The organism is uncultured Thalassospira sp., from assembly GCF_963976115.1.
In the GTDB taxonomy this organism is placed as follows: domain Bacteria; phylum Pseudomonadota; class Alphaproteobacteria; order Rhodospirillales; family Thalassospiraceae; genus Thalassospira.
Genome location: NZ_CAXBJJ010000010.1, coordinates 143,134 through 166,738, shown reverse-complemented (window position 1 = coordinate 166,738; position 23,605 = coordinate 143,134). Strand labels below are relative to the sequence as shown.

Sequence of the window (23,605 nt, the reverse complement as noted above, 5' to 3'; positions counted from 1 at the left end):
TCGAACTGGCATTTTTATTGATCCGGTGTCGGGGTAATCTGGGTTAACCACCATAAACAAATCAGGGTAGTGCCTTGTCATGACGACCGTCTTTTCCCCTTGGGGCCCAGAAGTCCGCACCCGCGAAATTGCCGACCGCCTGACCCGCTGGCCCAGTGTGACCGGCAGCAAGGACGAGGCCGATTTTGCCGACAAGCTGGTGGGGCTGTTGCGCGAAATTCCGTATTTTCAGGAAAACCCCGACGACATTGCGGTGATTGACAGCCATCTTGTTGCCAATGGCACGGCGATGGCGAAAAATGTGGTGGCGCTGGTGCGCGGTCAGGGGCGTAAAACGCTGGCGTTGGCGGGCCATTTTGATGTGGTGTCGATTGAAAATTACCACGATTTGCAACATCTGGCCTTTGCGCCGGACGTGCTTTGTACGGCCCTGATCAAAGATTTATCCGAACGGAGCAACCTGACAGCCAAAGAAAAACTGGCGCTGAAAGATTTGCAAAGCGGCGATTTTATTCCCGGTCGCGGGTTGTTGGACATGAAAAGCGGCGATGCTGCCGGGATTGCTTTTCTGGAGCATTTTTCGCAGCTCGCCGATCGCACCGGCAATGTGGTGTTGTTTTTAACCCCGGATGAAGAACGCAATAGCTGCGGGATGCGCAGCCTGCGCAATGCGCTGCCCGATTTGGTGCGCCGTTGGGATATTGATATTGTGGGTGGCATTAACCTGGATGCCAGCAGCGATTACGAAAATGGCGATACGGGCCGGGCAATTTTTCATGGCTCCATCGGTAAAATGATGCCCTTTGCCATGATTGTGGGCCAACCCACCCATGTGGGATACCCGTTTGATGGCATTAGTGCTCATGTCATTAGTGCCGAAATCATGCAGATGATTGAGGGCAACACGGATTTTTCTGACACCGCACGTAACGTTATGGCCCCGCCGCCGGTATGCCTTGAATGCCGCGATTTGCGCGAAAATTATGAAGTCACCACGCCCGAACATGTGTGGATGGCGTTTAACTGGCTGATACAGGGAAAAACATCAACCGATGTCTTGGCCGAGTTTGCCGCGATTGTTGAGGTTGCGGCCAACCGGGCGTTGACCCGGCTGTTTGAACGGGCAAAAATCCATGCGCAGGCCAATGGCGAACCCGCCCCAATGGAATATCGCCCGTTGGCGGTGGTTTCCTATGCCAGGTTGCTAGACATGGCCCGCGATATGGGCGGGGAAGCGGCCCTTGCCCGTATTGCCGCAGTGGAAGAAGAATATCGCTATAGCAATAATCCGCTTTTGCGCTCCCGCGTGCTGGTGCAAGCCACCCTGGCCGAGGCCCGTCTGTCGGCCCCGGCGATTATCACGGGCAATGCCAGCCTGCATTACCCCGCCGTGCATCTGGATACCACCCGGCCGCTGGACCACGCATTTATTGATGCCATTCATGCCGCCCGGCAGGTGATTGAAGCCCGCCATGACACCAAAATCATTGATCGGGGATATTTTGGCGGCATTTCCGATATGTCGTTTTTCGGAAAGTGTCCAGAAAGTGACGAATCGAAAGTTATTGCCGAAAACACTCCCGTGGGCGAACTGGTCGATCATCCGGTTGTCGATGCGCTGGAATATCCGGTGGTCAATATTGGCCCGTGGGGACGGGAATATCACCAGCGCCTGGAACGGCTGTATGCGCCCTATTGTTACAAGGTTTTGCCCGATTTTCTGGCCGAAATTGCGCGAAAATTGCTGGGGTAAGATCGGCGAGACTGGCTGAAAACCGATCTTAACCAGTGAAATTTCGATGAAATCTGTTCGGCAGGTACGATAAACCGTCGATTGTGCAACCGAACTGCCTTGATCCTGCCGCTTGGGCGCGTCACTATCGCGCAAAATTTGTTCGAGATTAAGGAGTTGCAGATGTTGAAGGCAGTGGCGTTGGCAGCAGGACTATTTTGTGCGGCCTTGGTGCCTGTGTCGGGGGCAGGGGCACAAACCATAACCGACGATCATGTTGTGATTGCGCATCGTGGGGCGTCCGGTTATTTGCCTGAACATACCTTGCCTGCGGTGGCGCTGGCATATGGCATGGACCCGGACTTCATCGAACAGGATGTGGTGATGTCCAAAGACGGCGTGCCGGTGGTGATGCATGACATTCACCTTGATACCACCACCGATGTTGCCAAAAAATACCCCAAACGGCACCGCAAGGATGGCCGATATTATGCCATTGATTTTACCCTGGCTGAGTTGAAAACCCTGAATGTGCATGAACGGGTTGATGCCAAAACCGGCAAGCAGGTTTATCCGGCGCGTTTCCCGCTGGAATACGGCATTTTCAAAATTCCGACCTTTGAAGAAGAAATCAAACTGATTCAGGGTTTAAATAAATCCACCGACCGCGATATCGGGATTTATGCCGAAATCAAGGACCCGGCCTGGCACCGTGCGCAAGGGCAGGATATTTCCAAGGCCGTCATCAAGGTGATGGAAAAATGGGGATACGGCACGCGCGAGTCCAACGGGTATATTCAGTGTTTTGACTGGAACGAAACCAAACGCATTCGCAACGCGCTTAAATATCAGGGCCGCATGGTGCAGCTTTTGGGGGAAAACAGCTGGAAAGTCGCCCCCAATGTCGATTTCGATTTTTTGAAATCCGACGAGGGTGTGGGCGAAATGGCCAAGGTCGTGGACGCCATCGGCCCGTCGCTTAGCCAGGTGATCGAAGGTTTAAGCGAAAATGGCCATGCCATCATGACACCGACCCTTGTCGCCGCCCAGCGCCGCCATCTGCCGGTTCATGTTTATACTTTGCGGGCCGACCAGTTGCCACAATGGGCCGGTGATTTTCGCATTGTCATGACGGCGGTATTTGACGATGCCGGGATCGACGGTGCCTTCACCGACTTCCCCGATCAGGTGGTCGACTATCTGGCAGCAACCCCGGAATAAGACCGTTCCGCACGGATTGCCAAAGACCCGATTAAAAAAAGGACCGGGGCACAATGTTCCGGTCCTTTTGCCATTTCCGGGCGAAATTCACTGTTTCCATTCTTGCCCTTTTCGTTGCCGGTCAAACAGCCCATGATGTCATCTGACCGGATTAAAAATGGTCCAACCCTTTAAACAGGAGTCTCGGAATGGCAAAAGTATTGGTGCTGTATTATTCGATGTATGGACATATCGAAACAATGGCAAAGGCGGTTGCCGAAGGTGCGACCGGTGTTGCGGGCACCACGGTTGATGTGAAACGTGTGCCCGAAACCATGCCCGAAGACGTTGCAAAAGGGGCGGGTGCAAAACTTGATCAGGATGCGCCAGTCGCAACGGTTGCCGAACTGGCCGATTATGATGCCATTATTTTTGGTGTGCCGACCCGTTTTGGCAATATGTGCGGTCAGATGCGCACCTTCCTTGATCAGACCGGCGGCCTGTGGGCGCAGGGTAAGCTGATTGGCAAGATCGGGTCTGTTTTTGCCTCTACCGGCACCCAGCATGGCGGCCAGGAAACCACCATCACCTCGACCCACACCACGCTTTTGCATCACGGCATGGTCATTGTCGGTGTGCCTTATAGCTGTACCGGCCTGACCAAAATGGACGAAATTACCGGTGGGTCACCCTATGGTGCCACAACCCTGGCCGGGGCCGACGGATCGCGCCAGCCTTCGGAAAACGAGCTTGAAATTGCCCGTTTCCAGGGCAAGCATGTTGCCGAGCTGGCGGCAAAACTGTCAGCCTGATAACGGTCGATTTTAAAACAGGAAATGCCGTGTTGGTTGTATGACCGGCACGGCATTTTGCGTTAACGCGCAAGGCATGGCGGCGTTTTAGATCAATCATAGAACAAATCTATTGTGCCACCCTGAAGTTCGTTACCTGCATCAGGGGCCGGTAATTTCAGAACCTTGCTTGATTAAAGCATATTTCCTTTAATATGACCCATTTTGCCAGCTCAGTCTGCCGCCTGGCAAGGAGAAGTCCGCCGGGCGTAATGGGTTTACGGACAAGGATTTCGACGCGGCCAGGCGGCAGACTGCGCTGGCCCACAGGGTTTGATTTTGGCGGTGTTTGGCGGCGTTACACCGCTCGCCCGATGCGCCGCATCGCGCAGCGCGCTGTGCCTTGCCAAACGACACGCCAAAAACAAACAAAATGGGTCATATTAAAGGAAAAGTACTTTAAAGGGCATCCGATTGACGTGCTGTCACGACACTGTCGTTCGCACCTTTGCCCTTTGCCTTGCCCCAACGTCAATCTTGAATAGATTATCGCTCTCTTTGTAGATATTATAAAGACGTCTTCATTGCATTTTGACGTCGGGAACAGCGCATTATTCGGGGGGATAGACATTGGGGGCGGCAATGACCTATCTACAAAACCACAAGATTTTATCTTCGACCGATTTAGATCAGGTTCGAGAGTCCATCATGAATTTGGCCTCTCGACATGACCTGGATGTCAAGGGCTGTGATGCGCAATTTAAGGCCTGCGTTGCCGCTGTGCAGTGCGGTGACCTCAGCCTTATGCATGTGACGTTCGGGGAGTCCAGACTTAGTGTGAAATCTTCGGAAGAAGATCCCGACGGGCTTCTTTTATATATGGTTACCAGTGGCCTGGGTGTTGCCCAGCATTGCGGAAAAGAAGTCGAATTTTCGTCGGGTGAGGGCTTCATGCGTAATTTGGCGGCCCCGGTCAGCGCTACTGAAGATAATTTCGGCGCATTTGTTCTTCGTTTATCCAAAGATAAATTGAAAAACCATGCACGTTCTCTGGTCGGCGAAGATGTCGATTTGATGGGACTGAGCTTCGATCCTGTGATTGATTCCAGTGCACCTGGCTGGAATGTTTTTCGCAATACCGTTTACTATGTGGCCGAAGTGCTTGATGGTCCATTGCGCGAATTGCACAATCCAATCGTCACAGCACAAATGGAAGACATCCTGTTAACCCAGTGCCTAAGCCTGTTGCCCAACAGCTATCAGGACCTCATGAATGGCCATGACGTCACAAAGGTTGTTCCCTATTACATTAAACGTGCGCGTGATTACATCCATGCTCATGCGGACAAGAAAATAGGGCTTGCCGATATCGCAGCAGTGGCCGGATGTGGCTATCGCGGCATGCAAAGAGGATTCATGGATGCGTATGGGACAACGCCGATGGCCTATTTGCGCATTGTTCGATTGAAACGCATCCGCGCAATCTTGCGCGGCGAGTTGGACGGACATGCGATCTCTGATGTCGCGAAACAATGGGGCTTTACACATATGAGCCGTTTTGCTCGGGATTATTGTCGGGAGTTCGGCGAACTTCCCTCCGAGACTGTGCGTAAAAACGCATAGAGTATGGGTCCTCAATATCCGAAAAACGACCGCAATATCTCAAATGCGTCATAAACGTATGACAGCTTGTCAATACGTGTTTCCTTATCGCTGCACCTGTTCAATTCTCTGCACGGGGACTGAGCCATCTTATCTTCTTTTGCAGATTTGACGGATATTGGGGCGCGATTTTGCTTACGGAAAAGTCCGGACATCACGTGGGCTTTTCCATCTGACGGTCATCCCGGCGTTGGCCTTGTTCTGTAACCAGACCTGGTGTGTCGCGGTATGGTGTGCTGTTAGGTAAGCAATCCGAATTCTCATAGCGTTTCTCATCCCCCACGCAGTCCATGGGCAAATCTCATGGTCTTTGCGCCGTTAGTCTTGGCTGCTTTACCGCAGGCAGGGCGCACCACGTGTTGATTGGATGAGGAACACCCTATGAGAACCTGTTTTAAGTCTGCGGGCGCAATTCGGCGGGCTTTGCTTGTGCTGATTTTGCTGACCGTCGGCGTATTGGCTGGCGCATCGGATGCAGCAGCACAGCAGACGCAAGCACCGTTTACAGAACCGGGATATGCCATTTGTGGCGCAATGGATTTGCGCACCAACACCCTTTTGGGGGCATGCGGTTTTGCCTCGGCAACCAAAACAGGCAAGGCCGTTGGTGAATGCCCACGGGGATCGTTCTTTGATATCGGGACCTGGGCCTGTTTTTCGTGCCCCAGCGGGTACAATAGAACCGGTTTTGCGGTTGATACGCCCAAGGCCTGTTCCAAGACCGTTAGCGCCCAATACAAATCGGCAACACGCGTTGCTGCACACAAATCCTGTCCGGCCGGGTCGTTCAAAGATCCGCGCAATGGTGGTGAATGCTGGTCGTGCCCAACTGGTTTTGGCCGGACTTTTTCGGCGGTGAATGAATGGGATGCCTGCGGCGCGTTCGGCCAATCGGCCCGCCGCGCGGAATTCATTGACCGGGTTTGCCCCGAAGGTTCGTTTCCGGACCTGAATGGCAGTTGCTATACCTGCCCTGACGGGTTCCGTCGCACGGCCAATGCGGTAACCGCGAACAATGCGTGTTTCCGTAATGAAAGTTTGGTGCCCGCAGAACAAACGGCGGCCCTGACCTGTAAGGCGGGCGAGCATTTCGATTTTGTCGATGGCGGAACATGTTGGTCCTGCCCCGAAGCGTCGGTCCGGTCCGTTTTCGGTGTCAAGACGAACCAGGCCTGTGAATACACAAATATGCGCTGGAATTCGGTCAAGCGTACACCGAATGGTTTATTTGGTTTGCCCGGCGGCCATGAGATCGCCGCTCAGGTGATTCAGGAACGTGTGAGGATTGATGCCGCCATTGCCAAATTCATTTCGGAAAGCAAGCTCAGCAAAGCCGAAGGCGCTGAGTATGGAACTGCTGCCTGGCAACTGATCTTAACCGAACCAGAGAGTTCGCCGATCCTGATGGCAGCCGTCTATGATCATACTTATGACATCATCAAAAATGGGGCAAAGACCAAGGCTGAACGCGATTTATTGAACTATCTGGCGGCTTACGTTCAGAAGTCCCGTCTTCTGGTTGCAGAAGAGATGAATAATGTCTGGGAAAGCTGGCAGCGCGGCCGGCAGGCGTGGCGGCAAACGCGCGGGAACAATATGGTAGCGGCATATGATACTGGCGTCGCTCCGCCAGATATGAAAAATATGGTTGATGATGTGTTGCTGATAGCGCCCCCTGGCTTGATTACCATGACATTTATTGGCGCATCGGCACTCTCAGCTGCCGCCCCCGGAGTCAGCAAGCTAACGCTAAGTCTGGCCCAGGCAATCCTTCCATACCGCAAAGCGCTTAGTGCAGGATTGGCTACGGCACGAGGAGGAACAGCCAGTGCCGCCGGAGCTGCTGCCCTCGGACCACCAATGATTATTCTGACGGTCACGTCGATTCTTGCAACAATCGCAACTGACATCGCCCTAGACCAGAACAAGCAGGAAGCGATCGTCAAAGACGCCCTCGCCGTGGCGCAGCGTCCAGTCAATCTCGCCCGTCTGTTAAAGACAGATGAAGGACGAACCGAAGTTGCGAGCAACTGGGCCCTGATGACCCAAGAGCCCATCAAGCCGAACACACGTACCTGGGCGCAATTGATGCCGTCTGATAAGGCACCGAGTGCCGACGATTACAGCGTAACGTTTGAAGACGGCAATGTTGTTGTCGACAACTTCGAAATTGATACCGTTATTGATGGCGGCCAAACTAAGACGGACACGATCACGTTAACCCAGGTTGGATCGACCAGCACAACCAGCAAAGCGAGCGCTGCTGGTAGTGCAACGAAATGGGATCTCATACGCGGAGACGCCACCGATGTTGCGATCGGCACCGACGGCACCACCTATGTCATCGGTGTGGCCCAAGCCGGCGGCGGGTATGAAATCTATAAACGCGCCAAGACCGCAAAGAAATGGACAAAGATGGCCGGTGCAGCAAGCCGGGTTGCCGTTTCCGATAAAGAGGCGTGGGTCGTCAACGAAACGGGCCTGATATTCGCCCAATCAGGGTCCAAATGGCGACGTATTCCTGGCCCGGCGGCACAAGACATCGGCGCCAGTGCCAAGGGTGTCTGGATCATCGGTGTTGATGGCAGCATCCATGTCCGGGATGGAAACCGGTGGCAAAACGTTCCCGGAACGGCAAAGCGGATCGACATTGATCAGAATGGCCGTCCATGGGTCGTGAACGACCAAGGCAACATCTATGTCCATGACAACAACAAGAAGTGGGAGAAGCTTCCTGGTTCTGCCGTTGATATTGCGGTTGATATCCCGGGTGCGGCCTTAATCATTGGCACGGATGGCAAAACCTATCTGTTTAATGCCACGAAACGCGATTGGGATCCGATTTCACCAGACACGGATTCTAACACCATCGGTGCGGGCGGCGGGCAGGTATGGCGGCTGACCAAAAAGAATGAAATTTACCAGATGAACTAAGGGAAAAGGGCTGAGGCAATTTCAGCCCTTTTCGTTCTGCTTTCAATTTTTGATGGCGTGGGCAATCCGGACAGTCTTGCACCCCGGATTGCCAAAGACCGAATTGCAAATGACTGTCGGTGCTGGGGGCGCTCTGTTTTCAAGCAATAAGGTAGTTGATTTTTTGTGGGGAAGTGGCGGTTGATCCAGATACGTAAACAATTTAAGCGCGAACCTATGCTTAAAACGTCTTTTAGAGGGGCATTGGTTTTATCGACATTGCTGGTTGCCGGTTGTCAGACCGCCGGTTCGATGTCTGACGGTTCGCTGAACGCCAGCGGCGTGCAGTCAGTGGGGCACGAGGGGGCGCAACAACCGGCTTTCACACATTCCATCACCCAGGATGATGCCGTTCAGGTCCTGGTGCGCAAAAGTATTGACGCGTTGGAAGCCCAGAACATGGATGAAGCATCACGCTTGATCAATCTGGCTTTGAAACTTGATATCACCAACCCGGATTTACAGTTTCTCAATGGCTTGACCTACCACCTGATGGGGGTACAGGGCGACACCAGCAAGTTTGATCTGGCCGAGCAAGGCTATAAGCAGGCGCTTAAATTCGACCCGGGCAACTTGTCGGCCAATTACCAATTGGGTCTTTTGTATATGGACCAACGGCGTTATGGCCTGGCACAGGGCTATTTCGCAGCCGTCGCCCTTCATCGCGGGGATGACCCGGCGGTGCTTTATAGTCTGGCGTCGGCATCCTATTATGCGCGTGATCCCAAAACGGCAGAAGCCGCATTAAAGCACTTGATGGCTGTGGCACCAGAGACCAAGGAACAACCCGAGATCCTGAAAGCTGCGGCATTGTCGCTGGCGGCAATGGATGATCGCGCGGGGGCATCGTCGTTTGTATCGGCCTATCGCAAGGCGGTTCTGGGACCGGAAAACATCGCCTATCTGGAAAGCCGGGTTCAGGGGTGGCAGTCGTTTTATGACAGCGATGCCACGGTTATGATGGCGCAATATGGCAATGATCCATATGGTTCCGGAAATAATCCATATGGTTCCAGCGATCCCTATGGTGCGGCACCTGCGCCTTATGGCACCCAGCCGCCGCAGCAGCAAGGTGCATATGGGGCGCCTGCCCCGCAAGGTAATCCGATGCAACAAGGCTTTGCGGATTCCAGCATGGTGGTGGTTGATGTTGTCTTGATCGGCACGCAGGAAGATGTTCGCAATTCGCGTGGGATCAATTTGTTGAACGGGTTGCAATTGCAGTTTGGCGACCCCCTGACCGGGACAACCGGGTTTGGCTATGAATCAACACGCACCAAGGATTATTTGAATACCGGGTTGGAGCAAAGTACGCAAACGATCACCCGCGCAATCAGTATTCCCGCCGTGACATATTCGCTCAATATTGCCAATTCCGCCGATGCCAACAATCAGGTTCTGGCCAAACCAAGTCTGGTGGCACAGGCCGGGCAAACGTCGGAATTTTTCTCGGGAACTGAAATTCTTGCTGCGGCGGTTTCGGGCGGCAATGGCGACAGCGTTTCGGTGCAAAAGGAGGTTGGCGTCAAACTTGCGGTAACACCGGAAATTTTGCCCGATGATATGATCCGCTTGCATGTGGTCGCAGAACGCACCTTCCTGACCGATCCGTCCAATTCGGTTGTGTTTGAATTCCGCCTCGACACCACCAAAACCAATGTGAACTCGACCGTGACCATGAAGTTCGGCGAAACACTGGTACTGGGGGGATTGAGCGAGCGCGAGACATCCAAATCGGCCGATGGCGTGCCGGGTTTGATGGATATTCCGATCCTTAATCTGTTGTTCTCGCAGCGGGTCGAACGCCACTTCGAACGGTCTGTCCTGATTTTGATGACGCCACGTCGTCCGCTTTATGCCCGTCGGGCGCAGGCTGATCGGGATGGCGTGATCGAGGAAATGTCCGATCTGGAACGTGACATTGAGCGTCTGGAGCATCGCCACAAGGATTGGTTCACACCGCGCGCGACCTTTAACGAAGTCATCGAAAAACTGCAAGGACGTGAATTTTTTGAGGAATTCAGAAGCGGGGATGTGAAAATTCAGTCTTGGCAAAACGATGCCAACGGCCAGCAACATATTGCGATGGTGCGCGACCGATTGCTTGACCAATAACGTTTTTGTTACAGAAACTATGATGCGAGGTCGTCGAATGGCGCGGGCAAGGGTGCGGTTTTGTCGGGTTGTGGTCTGTATCGTATTTGCGACAGGCCTGCTTGTTAATAGCACTTGGGCGCAAGACAGTTCAACGTCTGTGACATGGACCCGCTTGCCCGGCACTGCGGTTGATATATCGATCAACAGCCAGGGGCAGGCTTATGTCGTTGCCCTGAATGGCACGCCGTGGCGGTGGGATGCGCTGGAACAACGCTGGCGCAAAATGTCCGGGGATTTTGTCCGGATTTCCGCAGCTGAGGGAAACCGCCCGTGGGCGGTCAATCCCGAAGGCGTGGTTTTTCGCTATAATGGTTTGTGGTGGGAAAACAAAGATACAGATGTTGTCGATGTCGCCGCCGATGCGCTGGGTAATGTCTATATCGCCAAAGTGAGCGGCCAAATCAAAAAATGGAATCCGTTGCGCAGTGAATGGCACCCCATTGAAGGTCTGGCGTTTCGCATGACACTGGACATGTCGGGCAATCCCTGGGTCGTGACCCGCGATGGACGTATTGCTGCGTTTGATGGCAAGGCTTGGGGGGCGATGCCCGGACGTGCCGTCGACATTGCCGTTGGCGGGGACAATACGGTGGTGATTGCCGATACCGAGGGCCGGATAAGGACGTGGAACGGTTTACAGCGCAGTTGGCAGGCGGTCGCCGGGGTTGAAGGTGTGACAGCGGCAGCAGCAGCACCCGATGGCGGGCCATGGGCCGTCATTACCGATGGCGTTATTATGGCAACCACCTTGTTGGTTACGCCAGAGAAAATCAAAACCGAAGAAGGGCGCGCACCTGATATCAAGGCACCGCAGGCGGTCGCACCTGTCGATACAGCGCCTGTGGCTGTTGCGTCGGGGGTTTCTGCGGCACCTTTAACACCGTCAACGGTTGTTGCGCCGCCAGCGCAAGTACCACCGGCTACAGCAGCGCCAGTTGAGACGGCAGCGACACCAAGCGCGTCCCCGATGCTCCCTCAAACAAGCGGAACAGGCGGAACCGGGCAAACTGCCGTCAATATGGTTGCCCCGACAACGGGGAACAGTGCCAGCCTTGATCCGGCAACACTAACAACCAACGAAGACATTACCTTTGTAAATACCCAAAGGAGCGCTGCAACGCTGGCAATCGGTCGCGACGGCAGTGTGTTTGGTCTGGATGTCGCGGGCAATATCCTGCGCTGGTCAAACAGTCGCAAACAATTCGAAAGCTTCCCCGGCACATTGGTGCGTCTTGCGGTTGATGCGCAGGGCAACCCATGGGGCATTTCCACGTTGGGACGGGTGTTTCGTCATACCGGACATCAATGGAAACAAATCCCCGGTGCAACGGGTTCTGACATTGCCGTTGGCGCGGATGGGTCGGTGGTGATTGCGGATGCTTCTGGCACCTTATCCAGGCTGAATGAGGCAATGACCCGGTTTGAGCGTATTTCCGGACAGGGTCTTCTGGTGGCGGTGGCCCCGGATGGCACCCCTTGGACCATTCGTGCTGATAATCTGGTACAGCGGTGCGCATCATCACCCTGCGAAATCTTTGCGCAAAAAGCCAAAAGCATTGCGATTGGCCCGGATGGCAGCGTTTATGTGGTGTCAGACAGGGACCAGCTGATGCGTCTGGACGCGGATGGCAAAAGTTTTAACGTGGTTCGCACCCCCGGCCATACGCCGCAAAATGTGGCGGTCGGACCAAAGGGTTTTCCTTGGGTGGTTACCGCCGAGATGCTCGCACTGGCATCGACATTCTTTGAACGCGATGAGCTGACGGATCGTGCCGTCGCCGCAGCAACAATCGGGAATACCACCGGCAGCGGAAGTACTGCAGCGGTGGTCGATGTCGCATCGAACAATGCCTTTACGTTTTCAAAAAATATTCGCTTTGAAACCTATGTCACCGACCTTAATACAATTGAAGAATTGGTCGTTGGGCAAAATGATGATGTCTATGTCTATGGCGCGCCGCTAAATCAGGGCGCGAACCAGTTTTTGAAATTCAACAACACGACCAAGAAATTTGAGGAAGTCTCGCTTTCATTTAGTCAAAACCTGCAAAATATCGACGTTGCAAGCGATGGCAGCATTTGGACGGCCCAAAACGGATCGGTTTATCAATTGTCATCGACAGGCAGCCTGCGACGCACCTATGCGGTCACATCGGGCGGTATCGGCGGTTTGTCGATTGGCGTGGACGGCACCGTTTACGTCGTAATTGCGGAAAAACTTTATCATCTTAAGCCGGGAACCCGCACGTTTACCAGGTTCGGCAATGATGACGTCCATAAAGTGGCGGTTGGCCGGGCGGGCGATTTGTGGATTACGGACTCTGGCAACATCGTCCAACAATTTACCGGAACGAAATTTGAAAATCGCCCGCGAGGTCAAAGCATAAGCGTCGAAGACCTTGGTGCAGGGACGGATGGCAGTGTTTATATCACTTCATGGAGTGGCAGCCAGTACGTTTTGAAGAAATGGAATGCCACGAACAAGGCGTTCGACACGGTCAAAAATACAAATGCCGACCGGGTCGATGTGATGTCCGATGGCCGTCCCTGGATTGCCAATACCAGTTTAAATACAGATGTGAAGCGGGCAAAATTGCCGTTCCGGTAATCTTTAAACGCTTGCATCAGGTCTTTACTGTCAGCCTGATAACGGTCGATTATAAAACAGGAAATGCCGTGTTGGTTGTGTGACCGGCACGGCATTTTGCGTTAACGCGCCATGCGTGGCGCTGTGCGATTGCCGTTTTAAAATAATTTCAAATTCGGCCCATTTTAGGCGCAATTACCTTGATTGTGTCGCGGAATTGCCTTGGTTCGGGAGCATTTGATTTTTTCAAAGGGTCTTTGAAAAACGGAGCTTCCAGTGTTTCAGTCATTTTTTCCCAAGCCCGGACTGTTTTTTTCCAGTGCGATATTATGGACCGCTATTGCTGCTGCGATATGGTATGGCGGTGGTGATCAGTGGGGGCAATATGTCGGGCTGGGGGTTCCGTCGGTGGCGGATGCAAATGTCGTTGGTATTGGTTATTTTGTGACGCCAACGTTTTTGTGGTTCAGTGTTTATTATACTGTTTCAGTTGCCATTTTTGGACTTTTCTGGCGTTTGTTTTCGTCAAATCCTTGGCAGTTATGGTCTGTTTTCGGGTCGGCGGTTATTATTTTTACCACTTTTTTCGATGTTGAAGTTTCTGTTGCGATCAATAATTGGCGTCGACCGTTTTTTGATGATGTGCAAAACGCTTTGTCGGGCAAAGCTCTAGTTACAGCAGTCGACCTGTATGTTTTGATTTTGCAATTCGCCGAAATTGCCCTGTGCGCGATGTTTTTGTTTGTGGTGACCCGGTTTTTGGTCAGTCACTGGATTTTTCGCTGGCGCACCGCCATGAACAGTTTTTACATGACCCACTGGCAGAAATTGCGCACCACCGAAGGGGCCGCCCAGCGTGTGCAAGAAGACACAATGCGCTTTGCCAGTGTCGTGGAAGGTTTGGGTATTTCGCTGGTTGGCGCGGTGTTAACCCTGGTGGCATTTTTGCCCTTGCTGTGGGGGTTGTCAAAATATGTGACCCGCCTGCCGCTGGTCGGCGACATTCCCGCCCCGCTGGTCACGGCAGCAATTGTCTGGTCTGTGCTGGGCACGTTGCTGTTAGCGCTGGTCGGGGTCAAATTGCCCGGGCTGGAATTTCATAATCAGCGCGTCGAGGCCGCCTATCGCAAGGAACTGGTCTATGGCGAAGATAACCCCAATCGCGCAGAACCCGCGACGGTCAGCGAATTGTTTCACTTTGTTCGCCACAATTATTTCCGGCTTTATTGGCATTACACCTATTTCAACGTGTTTCGCGGCTTGTATCTTCAGGCCGACAACGTTTTTGCCCTGGCGATCTTAATTCCCACCATTGCCGCAGGCTCCACCATTGGTTTTACCTTTGGCGTTTTGCAACAGGTTTTAACGGCGTTTAGCCAGGTTTCAGGATCGTTTCAATATCTGGTCAGTGCCTGGACCACCATCATTGAATTGTTATCCATTTATAAGCGCCTGCGGGCCTTCGAGGCATCGATATACCTGACCAGTCATTAGGGTTTTGCAATATTAGCATTTTTTGGGAAACAATAAGGTGCCTGAATGGCGGTTGTTTGCGAACAGGTTTGTGCCACATTGACATCATGTGATGGCTGCCAGACAGGGCAGTCCCCCTCGGTTCAGGAATGGGAGTTATCCCGATGAAAGATGATGGCGTGAATTTGCGTAAAATATCCCGAGTGATTCGGGCGATGGATACATCAGACGGGGCCGGTGTGCGCTTGAAACGGTCGGTGGGCTCGCCCGCCCTTGATATGCTTGATCCGTTCCTGATGCTGGATTCCATTTCCAGTGACAAGGCCGATGACTATATTGCCGGTTTCCCCGAACACCCGCATCGTGGCTTTGAAACCGTAACCTATATGGTTGAGGGGGCAATGCGCCATAATGACAGTATTGGATCGGAAGGCGTTTTGCGCTCTGGCGGGGTGCAATGGATGACGGCGGGCAGCGGGATTATCCATTCCGAAACCCCCGAGCAGGAAGGCGGCCTTTTACAGGGCTTTCAGTTGTGGATCAACCTGCCTGCCAAAGACAAAATGCGCCGTCCGCGCTATCAGAACCTGGAAGCCGACAAGGTTGTTGAAATCAGCCCGGATCGCGGGGTGGATATTCGTTTGGTGGCAGGCAAGGCCTTTGGCAAAACCGGCCCGGTTTCGGGCATTGCGACCAAGCCGGTCTTTATGGATGTTAAACTGGCAGCCGGGGCAGAAGTGACCCTGCCGGTGCCCGACGGACATGCCGCGTTTGTATATGTCTTTATTGGCGATGCCGAAGTTGCCGGTCGGGATGTTGCCACGCACCATTTGGCCGTTTTGAAAGATGGCAATTCGGTTTTGCTGAAAGGTGGCACCAAAGGCGGGCGGATGTTGCTGATAGCCGCATTGCCGTTAAATGAACCTGTCGCCCGTCATGGCCCGTTTGTGATGAATACCCGCCAGGAGCTGATGCAGGCCTTTGAAGATTTTCAAAAAGGCCGGTTTGTGCGGGCCAAAGCCACAAGTTAAGCTGGTATCGGGTTGAAAATGCCATTTCAATAAAGCACGTTTCCTTTAAATAGCGGGCACAGGGTTAAAATCCTGCGCCCGCTATTTTTATCTATACCCGTCTTGAACCCCGCAGATCGATTACAGGTTCTGATGTGTGGCCAGTGGTTCTGGTCCTAAATCAACCCCTGACCCGGGAAACAGGCGGTAAACTGTTTGCCAGCCTTCTTTGGGGTCGCGGCAGGCACGGCCAAAAAAGGTAATCGGTTTTTCCTGGCCTAAATCAATATTGGCGCGATATTCCCGGCAAAATCGTCCTTGAAGCTGAAAGGTGCGCAGCGGTTCGATCGTGGTTTGACCGATTTTTTCCGAATTGGTGGCAAGGGCTGCACGTTTGACCTGACCGCTTTGCGTGGTTTCCAGTGTCTCGTTGATCAGCATGTCCAGCCCGGCATTATCGACCTTGGTGTCGCTGCCATTGGCGGCAACCAGCGGGGCCATCGGCGATGTTGTTCGTCCATACCATCCGCCAGCAACAAAGGCCACGGCAAGGGCCGCGGCAATACCGGCACTGGCCCACCAGCGCGTTGTTTTCGCGCGCCCTTGCATCGGGGCTGTTTCATGGGGCTGGTTTGTCGTCATCGGCGTATCGGCGATGCGATTGCGGTTAAAATGGGCAATTTGCGGATTATCCCGGCGGGCAAGCGACCCTGCTACGAAGGCGGCTGTCTGATTTCCTTTGTGCAGGGTCACGTTGCGATGACGGGGCGCTCGACCGTTAAGGTTGTCTTCGTGATCATTGTCGTGTGCGGGCTGGGATGGGGCGAAGTCGGCTGCGCCATCATCCATTCCTGTCATGGTGTCATCTTGCGTGGCTTTTATTTCGAAGCCTTCATCAAGTATGGCATCGATCCGGTTTTGCAACTGGGCCGGAACATGATCGTCACCGGGGTTTTCCAGAATATCGGCCTGTAGCGCCATGATTTCCAGGCGCGCGCGCAGGGCGGCGTCGGTATCAAGGCGGTGTTCCAGTTCCTGGCGCGGGGCCGGGTCCAGTTCGTCGTCCAGCCAGGCTGATATCAGCAAATCATCATTTGGCGTAAGGGTTGCAGTCATGGAGTCCCCCGTTTTATATCGCACGGTGGCACAGCGTGATCGGCGTCGTGTAACTCAACCAGCGCACGGCGGGCGCGGGCGACGCGGCTCATCACGGTGCCATCGGGCACTTTCAAAATCTCTGCAGCTTCGCGGTAGCTGTAACCTTCGATCAAAACCAGTGTCAGTGCTGATCGCTGGTCGGTCGGCAGGGCCGCCAGGGCGGCGCGCAAAAATACGCGATCACTGCCCCCGTGGCCCTGAACCGGCATTCCGGCATCGCGCGCATCCTGAAGCGAGATAACGTTTCCCGCCCTTTGTGCGCGCCGTTTTTCGTCAATCCAGGTGTTTTGCACAATTTTAAACATCCAGCTATCTAACCGGGTGCCGGGTGTAAATTGGGCAAGGCTTTCAACGGCCTTCATATAGGCGTTTTGAACCAGGTCTTCGGCAGCCGCGCTATCGCGGGTCAGGGACCGGGCAAAACGAAGTATGCGTGGCAACAGGCGGGACATTTCGTCGCGCAGGGCCGGGTCGAACCTATGTGTCTGCATGGCATCCAGATAAGTCGGTTAATGGGACAACGTACCAGGTCAAATTTTTATTCCGCACATTTTTTAAAAAGTTTTTGGAAGAAATAGGGCAACGTGAGCGTTGTTCATCAGAAAGCAGACAAAATCAGGGTTTCGCATCGGGAGAAAGCGGATGGCCCAGGGACAGATGGCACTGCTTAAACGGTTATTGCAAGGCAGCCTTGGCGGCATTGTAATGATTATTTCGGCGGTAACGCCCTTGTCGGCCCATACGGCGCGTGATGGTTTTTTGCCTTTTGTCACGCCGACGGTTGGCCCGGCAGGTGATACAGGAATTTGCACGCATCACATTTCGGCGGGGGCCGGAAAATGTGCGGGCGTTGCAGATCGGCCAGGTGCAGGTAACAGTTTTGAAACCGCAACTGGCCCGTCTCCCAATGGGGACGACACGGTTGGTGCGCCAGATACGGGTTCATTGCCGAACAGTGACACGGTGGCAAAAGGGCATGCCGGGGCCGGATACAACGATCAGGGCGCAGTCGCGAGCAGCGGTTTGCCGCCCGGTATTCGGGATATTCCAGGCATGGCGGGGGAGTTGTCCCATGTCATATGGCACGTTTTTGGCGCACCGGCCGGGTCGGACATTGGATTGGAACAGGAACGCAAGTTTATCAGGGACGGGTGGCAAATATCGCCGCAAAAAACCGGGCAAGACAAAAACCTGGTGGCGAACACGCCCTTGAAGAAATTATGCAATGACGGGAAATGCCCCGCCATTGTCGCGCCGCAAGGCGCAAAAGGTGTCACGGGAAGCACGACCGGGACCAGCGGCACCTGACGGCTCGAAACGTTTGATTCTGTCGTTTCTGAGCCCTGCCGCTCGTTGGGACACGTGCAAACTAACACCCCGCCAGATTTTGCTCTGGCGGGGTTTTTTTTGGTCGCGCTATTATTGGATATTTATATGCGCAGCCTTGAACCTGGCAGACCGCTGTTCGCCGTGCGGCATCGTCGCAGCGGCCCGTTAATTCTGTCAAACAAAACCCCGCCAGAATTTAGTCTGGCGGGGTTTGTCAGCTTGGCAAGACTGCCAGGCAATTACATGCCCATCGCTTTTTTCAGACCTTCATCCAGTTTGTCGAGGAACTGCGTGGTGGTCAGCCATTTCTGGTTCGGGCCGATCAGCAATGCCAGATCCTTGGTCATGAAGCCGGCTTCGACGGTGTCGACGCAAACTTTTTCCAGGGTTTCAGCAAATTTGACGACTTCCGGGGTGCTGTCAAATTCACCACGGTATTTCAGGCCCTGCGACCATGCAAAGATCGACGCAATCGGGTTGGTCGAGGTTTCTTTGCCCTGCTGGTGCTGGCGATAGTGACGGGTCACGGTACCGTGGGCGGCTTCTGCTTCGACGGTCTGCCCATCCGGGGTCATCAGAACAGAAGTCATCAGACCGAGTGAGCCAAAGCCCTGTGCCACGGTGTCAGACTGAACGTCGCCGTCATAGTTCTTACAAGCCCAAACGAAACCACCATTCCATTTCATGGCACATGCGACCATGTCATCGATCAGGCGGTGTTCATAGGTGATGCCGGCAGCTTTGAATTTGTCGGCAAATTCAGTCTGATAGACTTCTTCGAACAGGTCTTTGAAACGGCCATCATATGCTTTCATGATGGTGTTTTTGGTCGACAGGTAAACCGGCCAGCCAAGGTTAAGACCATAGTTCAAGCTGGCACGGGCAAAGCCCTTGATGCTGTCATCAAGGTTATACATCGACATGGCAACGCCCGAAGACGGGAAGTCAAACACTTCGTGTTCGATGGGCTCCCCGCCGTCTGCCGGCTGGAATTTAATCGTCAGTTTACCTGCGCCCGGAACTTTGAAGTCGGTCGCACGGTACTGGTCGCCAAATGCATGACGGCCAATAACGATCGGCTGGGTCCAACCCGGAACCAGACGCGGCACGTTGGAACAAATGATCGGCTGGCGGAAAACGGTACCGCCAATGATGTTGCGGATGGTGCCGTTCGGCGACTTCCACATTTTCTTCAGGCCGAATTCTTCAACGCGCTGCTCATCAGGGGTGATGGTCGCACATTTGACGCCAACGCGATATTCCTTGATGGCGTTTGCCGCATCAATGGTGATCTGGTCGTTGGTTTCATCGCGTTTCTGAACGCTCAGATCGTAATATTTCAGGTCGATATCAAGATACGGCAGGATCAGTTTGTTCTTGATGAAATCCCAGATGATCCGGGTCATTTCATCGCCGTCAAGCTCGACGACCGGATTGGCCACTTTAATCTTGGTCATGCAAATATACTCCCTTTCTGGCCGCGGCCCGTTATCAGCGCGGCTGCCATTTGACAAGGCGGGTCAAATTTCATCCGGCGCGCGAGGGAGCGCCCTGGCCGCGTCGGGAGAACGCAACATACAGGATGCGAACGCAAAATCAAATAGGCTGGCTTCACTTCCCTCGCAAGTTCTTTTCATCGCAATGTATCGCAAATCGTCATTGCCATTTGCTGGGGTGGCAAGTATGCGGTTGTTGCCGGGCAAAAGGCCGGTTTGCACTGTTTTTTGGACTGTTTTTGCAAGGGTCGCACGGGATCTGCGTTGTTGTTCCGGGTTGGCCGGCGCCGTTTTTTATTGGGGATTACGCCTGTGATGACGGGGGCACGTCCGTGCCGGTGCCAATTGGCTGCCCCAAACCGTAACCGGCCAGAAACAAATCCACGGCAATCGTGACATGTTCTTCCAGGTTCGCGGTTCTGGGGACCCACTTGATAAAGGTGACCTGGCGGATATCATAGTCCGACTTGATCAGGCTGATCAAAAAGCTGGCGGCAAGTTCGGGGTCGCCCTTGGGGAAGTTACCCAGGTGCATTTGCTGTTCAAAATAGCTCGACATCAGGCGCCGTCCGGTCATCAGGCCGCTTTCGTAGAAAATCTGACCAAGATGGGGAAAACGCGATACTTCCGCTAAAAACATCCGCATATAACGTAGCGTGTCGGACCCGGTTAAGGCCGTCATCAGGTTGTTGCCAAACTTGATCAAGGTGTCACGCAGGGGTTTTTGGGACACGGGCAAATCGCGCATGATTTTGGTAATCCGCCCTGTGCAGTCGCGAATCACGGCTTCAAAAACACCGTCCTTGTTGCCAAACAATTCATAGATCGTACGCCGTGATCCGCCTGCTTTTGCGGTGATCATTTCCAGGGTCGTTCCGGCAAGCCCATGCTCGCAAAAAAGTTCACGGGCCGCTTCAATGATGGCTTCGCGACGTTTTTCAGTGCGTGGGTCAATTTTTTTCATTTCAGACAAGCTGCCATTCCATTTTTAGATCAATTTAATTCTTGACCGGGGTACTGACCAGTACCATATTGCACGAAATGGTACTAATCAATACCAAAAGGAATGACGCTAAAAAATGAACGCTAAAAAAATCGTGCTGCCTTTAATTGCCCTGGCTGCAATTGGTGGCGCTGCTTATTACGGTTTCTATTGGCTGACCGACGGTCGCTATCACGAAGAAACTGATAATGCCTATTTGCACGCTGACCAGGTGGCAATTTCGCCCAAGGTGTCGGGTTATATTGACCGTTTGCTGGTGGAAAATAACCAGACCGTCAAAAAGGGCGACCTTTTGATGGTGATTGGTGACGAAGATTATCAGGCCAAATACAATCAGGCCAAAGCCGCCTTTGAATCGCGTATGGCTGCCCTTGATACAATGGACAAGCAGATTGACCTGCAACAGGCCTCTATCGATCAGGCTGCCGCAAATCTGGCCATTGCCAAGGTTGACCTGAAGACAACCGGCGAAGATTTTGACCGTTACAAGGATCTGGTCAAAAGAGGGGCCGCCAGCCGCCAGAAATATGACTACGCCGTTGCCGACCGTAACAAGGCCGTTGCCCAGGTCAATGCATCAAAGGCAACGCTTGCGGTGCAGCAAGGGCAGCTTGAAGTTCTCAAGGCACAAAAGATCGAAGCAGAACGTGCTGTGTCCGAAGCCGGTGCCGATCTGGATCTGGCCCAGCAAACCCTTGACGATACACGCATTTTTGCACCGTTTAGCGGTGTCATCGGCAATCGGTCGGTGCAGTTGGGCGCATTGGTGCAGCCCGGCGAGCAATTGCTGGTTTTGGTGCCGTTGCCCGGCGTTTATGCGGTGGCCAATTTCAAGGAAACCCAAATTGGCCATATGGCACCGGGACAGAAAGTGACGCTTGAAGTCGACGCCTTTCCTGACACGGAAATTACAGGCGTGATCGATAGTTTTGCCCCGGGCACCGGCGCACAATTCAGCCTGTTGCCGCCTGAAAATGCCACCGGCAACTTTACCAAAATCACCCAGCGTGTGCCGGTGCGCATCAAACTCGATCCCAGCCCCGTTGCTGATGCGCTGCGCCCTGGCCTGTCGGTGGTGGTTGACGTTGATGTGCGTGATGCGTCGGGTGACATGCATGCCTCGGGCACCGGGCTTGCGCCGAACCAGGCCTTGGTCCGCGACCTGTCGGAACTGCAATAATGGCCGAAAACACCCGTTACCCGGAACGTGAACAGCACATGGCAGCAGATGCCGGTGCCGCGAACGTAACGGATATGGCAAACAACAATAACCCTCCGGATTTGCGGGCCAGCGCCGATGACCGTATCGCGTCAAGTGCTGATGCTGGATTTGACTCTGCATCTGTTCGCGCATCGGGCAGGGCAGGTGGTGGTGCTGATGGCGGTAATGGGGGAAAACCCGGCGGGCCCCCCCCGCATGGCCCCGACCATATTGATCCGCTGCACTTTATTGGCTGGATCGCGATGGTGATCGGCATGTTTATGGCGATCCTTGATATTCAGATTGTTGCCAGTTCGCTTGAAAATATTCAGGCCGGGCTGTCGGCCAGCCCCGATGAAATTGGCTGGGTTCAGACATCCTATCTGATTGCCGAAGTGGTGATGATTCCGCTATCGGGCTTTTTGTCGCGGCTGATTTCAACGCGCTGGCTGTTTGTGCTTTCGGCTGCCGGTTTCACGATCATGAGCGTGTTTAGCGCCATGGCGTGGTCGATCAACAGCATGATTGTGTTTCGGGCATTGCAAGGTTTCCTTGGTGGCGCGATGATCCCGACGGTTTTTGCCACGACCTATATCATTTTCCCCAAATCCCGCCAGAACGGGGCCAGCGTCATTATCGGCCTTATTGCTACAATGGCACCCACGGTCGGCCCGACTTTGGGGGGCTATCTGACCCAGTCATTGTCATGGCATTGGCTGTTTTTGATCAATATTGTTCCGGGGATCATTGTTGGTATCGTTGTTGCGATGACCTTGCGGATCGACAAGGGCGATCGCTCTTTGCTGAAGGGCTTTGACATCGAAGGTCTGGTGGCAATGGCGGCTTTTCTGGGCAGTCTGGAATATGTGCTCGACGAAGGGCCGCGCAATGACTGGTTTGATGATCGGGCGATAACCTATGGCGCGGTGATCTGTGTGCTGTCGGGGCTGTATTTTCTGTGGCGCATGTTTACCTACGAAAAACCGATTGTCGATTTAAGTTCGTTTACCGACCGTAATTTTTCCATGGGCTGTATTTTCAGTTTCACCCTGGGGATCGGCCTTTATGGCAGCGTTTATATTTTGCCGTTGGAACTGGCCCGTATCCGCGGGTTTGACAGCCTGCAAATCGGCACCATCATGGCCGTCACCGGCGCATGTCAGTTCATTTCCGCGCCGATTGCGGGGCGCCTGATGAAGGTTTGGCCACCCCGTGCGTTGCTGGGGCTCGGGTTGGCCTTGTTCGCGCTGGGCCTTGGCCTGAACGGTTTTCAAAACAGCCAGCTTGGCTTTGATGAATTGCTGGTTCCCCAGGCAGTGCGCGGCTTTGCCCTGATGTTTTGTATGCTGCCCATTACCAGTCTGGCACTGGGCACCTTGCCACATGACAAAATCAAAAACGCCTCGGGCCTGTTTAACCTGACCCGTAATCTTGGGGGTGCCATCGGTCTGGCCTGCATTAATACGCTGCTTGATAATCGTTCCGATCTGCATTGGGCGCATCTGGCTGAATATATCAACCCGGCCAACCCGATATATCAGAACTACCTGAAGATGTTGACGGCACGTTATGAAGCACTTGGCATCGCGGAACCGGCTACGGCGGCGATGAAGTCGATCAGCGGCATTCTGACCCGTGAATCCAGCATGATTGCCTTTAATGATGTGCATCTGGCAATGGCGGCGGCGTTTGTTCTTGCCCTGTTATTGTTGCCGTTGGCGAAAAAACCCAATGCAATGGGGGCTTCTGCCCCGGCCCATTGATATTCTGATTGGTTCTTTGCCGATATGGGAATGAACCGAAGGAGAAAACCGCGCTGGACTCTCCCCCCGA

General features: G+C 53.7%; 16 protein-coding genes. 12 read left to right on the top strand and 4 right to left on the bottom strand.

All coding sequences use genetic code 11. The features are described 5' to 3' along the window. Positions 1-79: 79 nt before the first annotated feature. The 9 genes from AAC086_RS14850 (at position 80) to AAC086_RS14810 (ending at position 15,606) form a co-directional block, all read left to right on the top strand. Positions 80-1,753 (top strand): M20/M25/M40 family metallo-hydrolase, encoded by a 1,674-nt coding sequence (locus AAC086_RS14850; protein ID WP_339779723.1) that lies wholly within the window; start codon positions 80-82, stop codon positions 1,751-1,753. A gap of 162 nt (positions 1,754-1,915) precedes the next feature. Continuing rightward, entirely contained in the window at positions 1,916-2,953 is a 1,038-nt protein-coding gene (gene glpQ, locus AAC086_RS14845) for a glycerophosphodiester phosphodiesterase (RefSeq protein WP_339779722.1), read from the top strand. A 188-nt stretch (positions 2,954-3,141) separates the two neighbouring features. Then, the gene (wrbA, locus tag AAC086_RS14840) at positions 3,142-3,744 is read left to right on the top strand and encodes an NAD(P)H:quinone oxidoreductase (protein WP_339779721.1); all 603 of its coding nucleotides are present in this window, start codon (positions 3,142-3,144) and stop codon (positions 3,742-3,744) included. A 621-nt stretch (positions 3,745-4,365) separates the two neighbouring features. Next, positions 4,366-5,346, top strand: a complete 981-nt coding sequence (locus AAC086_RS14835) for an AraC family transcriptional regulator (RefSeq protein ID WP_339779720.1) — start codon at positions 4,366-4,368, stop codon at positions 5,344-5,346. Between the two features lie 894 nt (positions 5,347-6,240). Further along, positions 6,241-8,319 carry a tectonin domain-containing protein gene (locus AAC086_RS14830; protein ID WP_339779719.1) on the top strand — a complete coding sequence of 693 codons (2,079 nt, stop codon included), beginning with the start codon at positions 6,241-6,243 and terminating at the stop codon, positions 8,317-8,319. Positions 8,320-8,535: 216 nt separating this feature from the next. Beyond that, the gene (locus AAC086_RS14825; protein ID WP_339779718.1) at positions 8,536-10,473 is read left to right on the top strand and encodes a hypothetical protein; all 1,938 of its coding nucleotides are present in this window, start codon (positions 8,536-8,538) and stop codon (positions 10,471-10,473) included. A gap of 139 nt (positions 10,474-10,612) precedes the next feature. Continuing rightward, a complete protein-coding gene (locus AAC086_RS14820) occupies positions 10,613-13,123 on the top strand; it encodes a tectonin domain-containing protein (protein ID WP_339779717.1) in 2,511 nt (836 codons plus the stop codon). A gap of 255 nt (positions 13,124-13,378) precedes the next feature. After that, entirely contained in the window at positions 13,379-14,596 is a 1,218-nt protein-coding gene (gene sbmA / locus AAC086_RS14815; protein ID WP_339779716.1) for a peptide antibiotic transporter SbmA, read from the top strand. A 143-nt stretch (positions 14,597-14,739) separates the two neighbouring features. Next, the gene (locus tag AAC086_RS14810) at positions 14,740-15,606 is read left to right on the top strand and encodes a pirin family protein (RefSeq protein ID WP_339779715.1); all 867 of its coding nucleotides are present in this window, start codon (positions 14,740-14,742) and stop codon (positions 15,604-15,606) included. Positions 15,607-15,726: 120 nt separating this feature from the next. On the opposite strand, the gene AAC086_RS14805 is transcribed toward AAC086_RS14810, so the two are convergent. Together AAC086_RS14805 and AAC086_RS14800 are read right to left on the bottom strand one after the other, a co-directional pair. Further along, positions 15,727-16,701: a hypothetical protein gene (locus AAC086_RS14805; protein ID WP_339779714.1), complete on the bottom strand. Its 975-nt coding sequence runs from the start codon at positions 16,699-16,701 to the stop codon at positions 15,727-15,729. After that, positions 16,698-17,234, bottom strand: a complete 537-nt coding sequence (locus AAC086_RS14800; protein WP_339779713.1) for an RNA polymerase sigma factor — start codon at positions 17,232-17,234, stop codon at positions 16,698-16,700. Before AAC086_RS14800 ends, AAC086_RS14805 begins: the two co-directional genes overlap by 4 nt. 151 nt (positions 17,235-17,385) lie before the next feature. On the opposite strand from AAC086_RS14800, the gene AAC086_RS14795 reads away from it, so the two are divergent. Continuing rightward, entirely contained in the window at positions 17,386-18,051 is a 666-nt protein-coding gene (locus AAC086_RS14795; protein WP_339779712.1) for a hypothetical protein, read from the top strand. 260 nt (positions 18,052-18,311) lie between these two features. On the opposite strand, the gene AAC086_RS14790 is transcribed toward AAC086_RS14795, so the two are convergent. Further along, the gene (locus AAC086_RS14790; RefSeq protein WP_339779711.1) at positions 18,312-19,529 is read right to left on the bottom strand and encodes an NADP-dependent isocitrate dehydrogenase; all 1,218 of its coding nucleotides are present in this window, start codon (positions 19,527-19,529) and stop codon (positions 18,312-18,314) included. A 343-nt stretch (positions 19,530-19,872) separates the two neighbouring features. Then, positions 19,873-20,532: a TetR/AcrR family transcriptional regulator gene (locus AAC086_RS14785; protein ID WP_339779840.1), complete on the bottom strand. Its 660-nt coding sequence runs from the start codon at positions 20,530-20,532 to the stop codon at positions 19,873-19,875. 115 nt (positions 20,533-20,647) lie between these two features. Here AAC086_RS14785 and AAC086_RS14780 point away from each other — a divergent pair, with 115 nt between their 5' ends. Together AAC086_RS14780 and AAC086_RS14775 are read left to right on the top strand one after the other, a co-directional pair. Then, positions 20,648-21,751, top strand: a complete 1,104-nt coding sequence (locus tag AAC086_RS14780; protein ID WP_339779709.1) for an HlyD family secretion protein — start codon at positions 20,648-20,650, stop codon at positions 21,749-21,751. Beyond that, positions 21,751-23,535 carry a DHA2 family efflux MFS transporter permease subunit gene (locus tag AAC086_RS14775; RefSeq protein WP_339779707.1) on the top strand — a complete coding sequence of 595 codons (1,785 nt, stop codon included), beginning with the start codon at positions 21,751-21,753 and terminating at the stop codon, positions 23,533-23,535. Before AAC086_RS14780 ends, AAC086_RS14775 begins: the two co-directional genes overlap by 1 nt. The last annotated feature ends 70 nt before the right edge of the window (positions 23,536-23,605 follow it).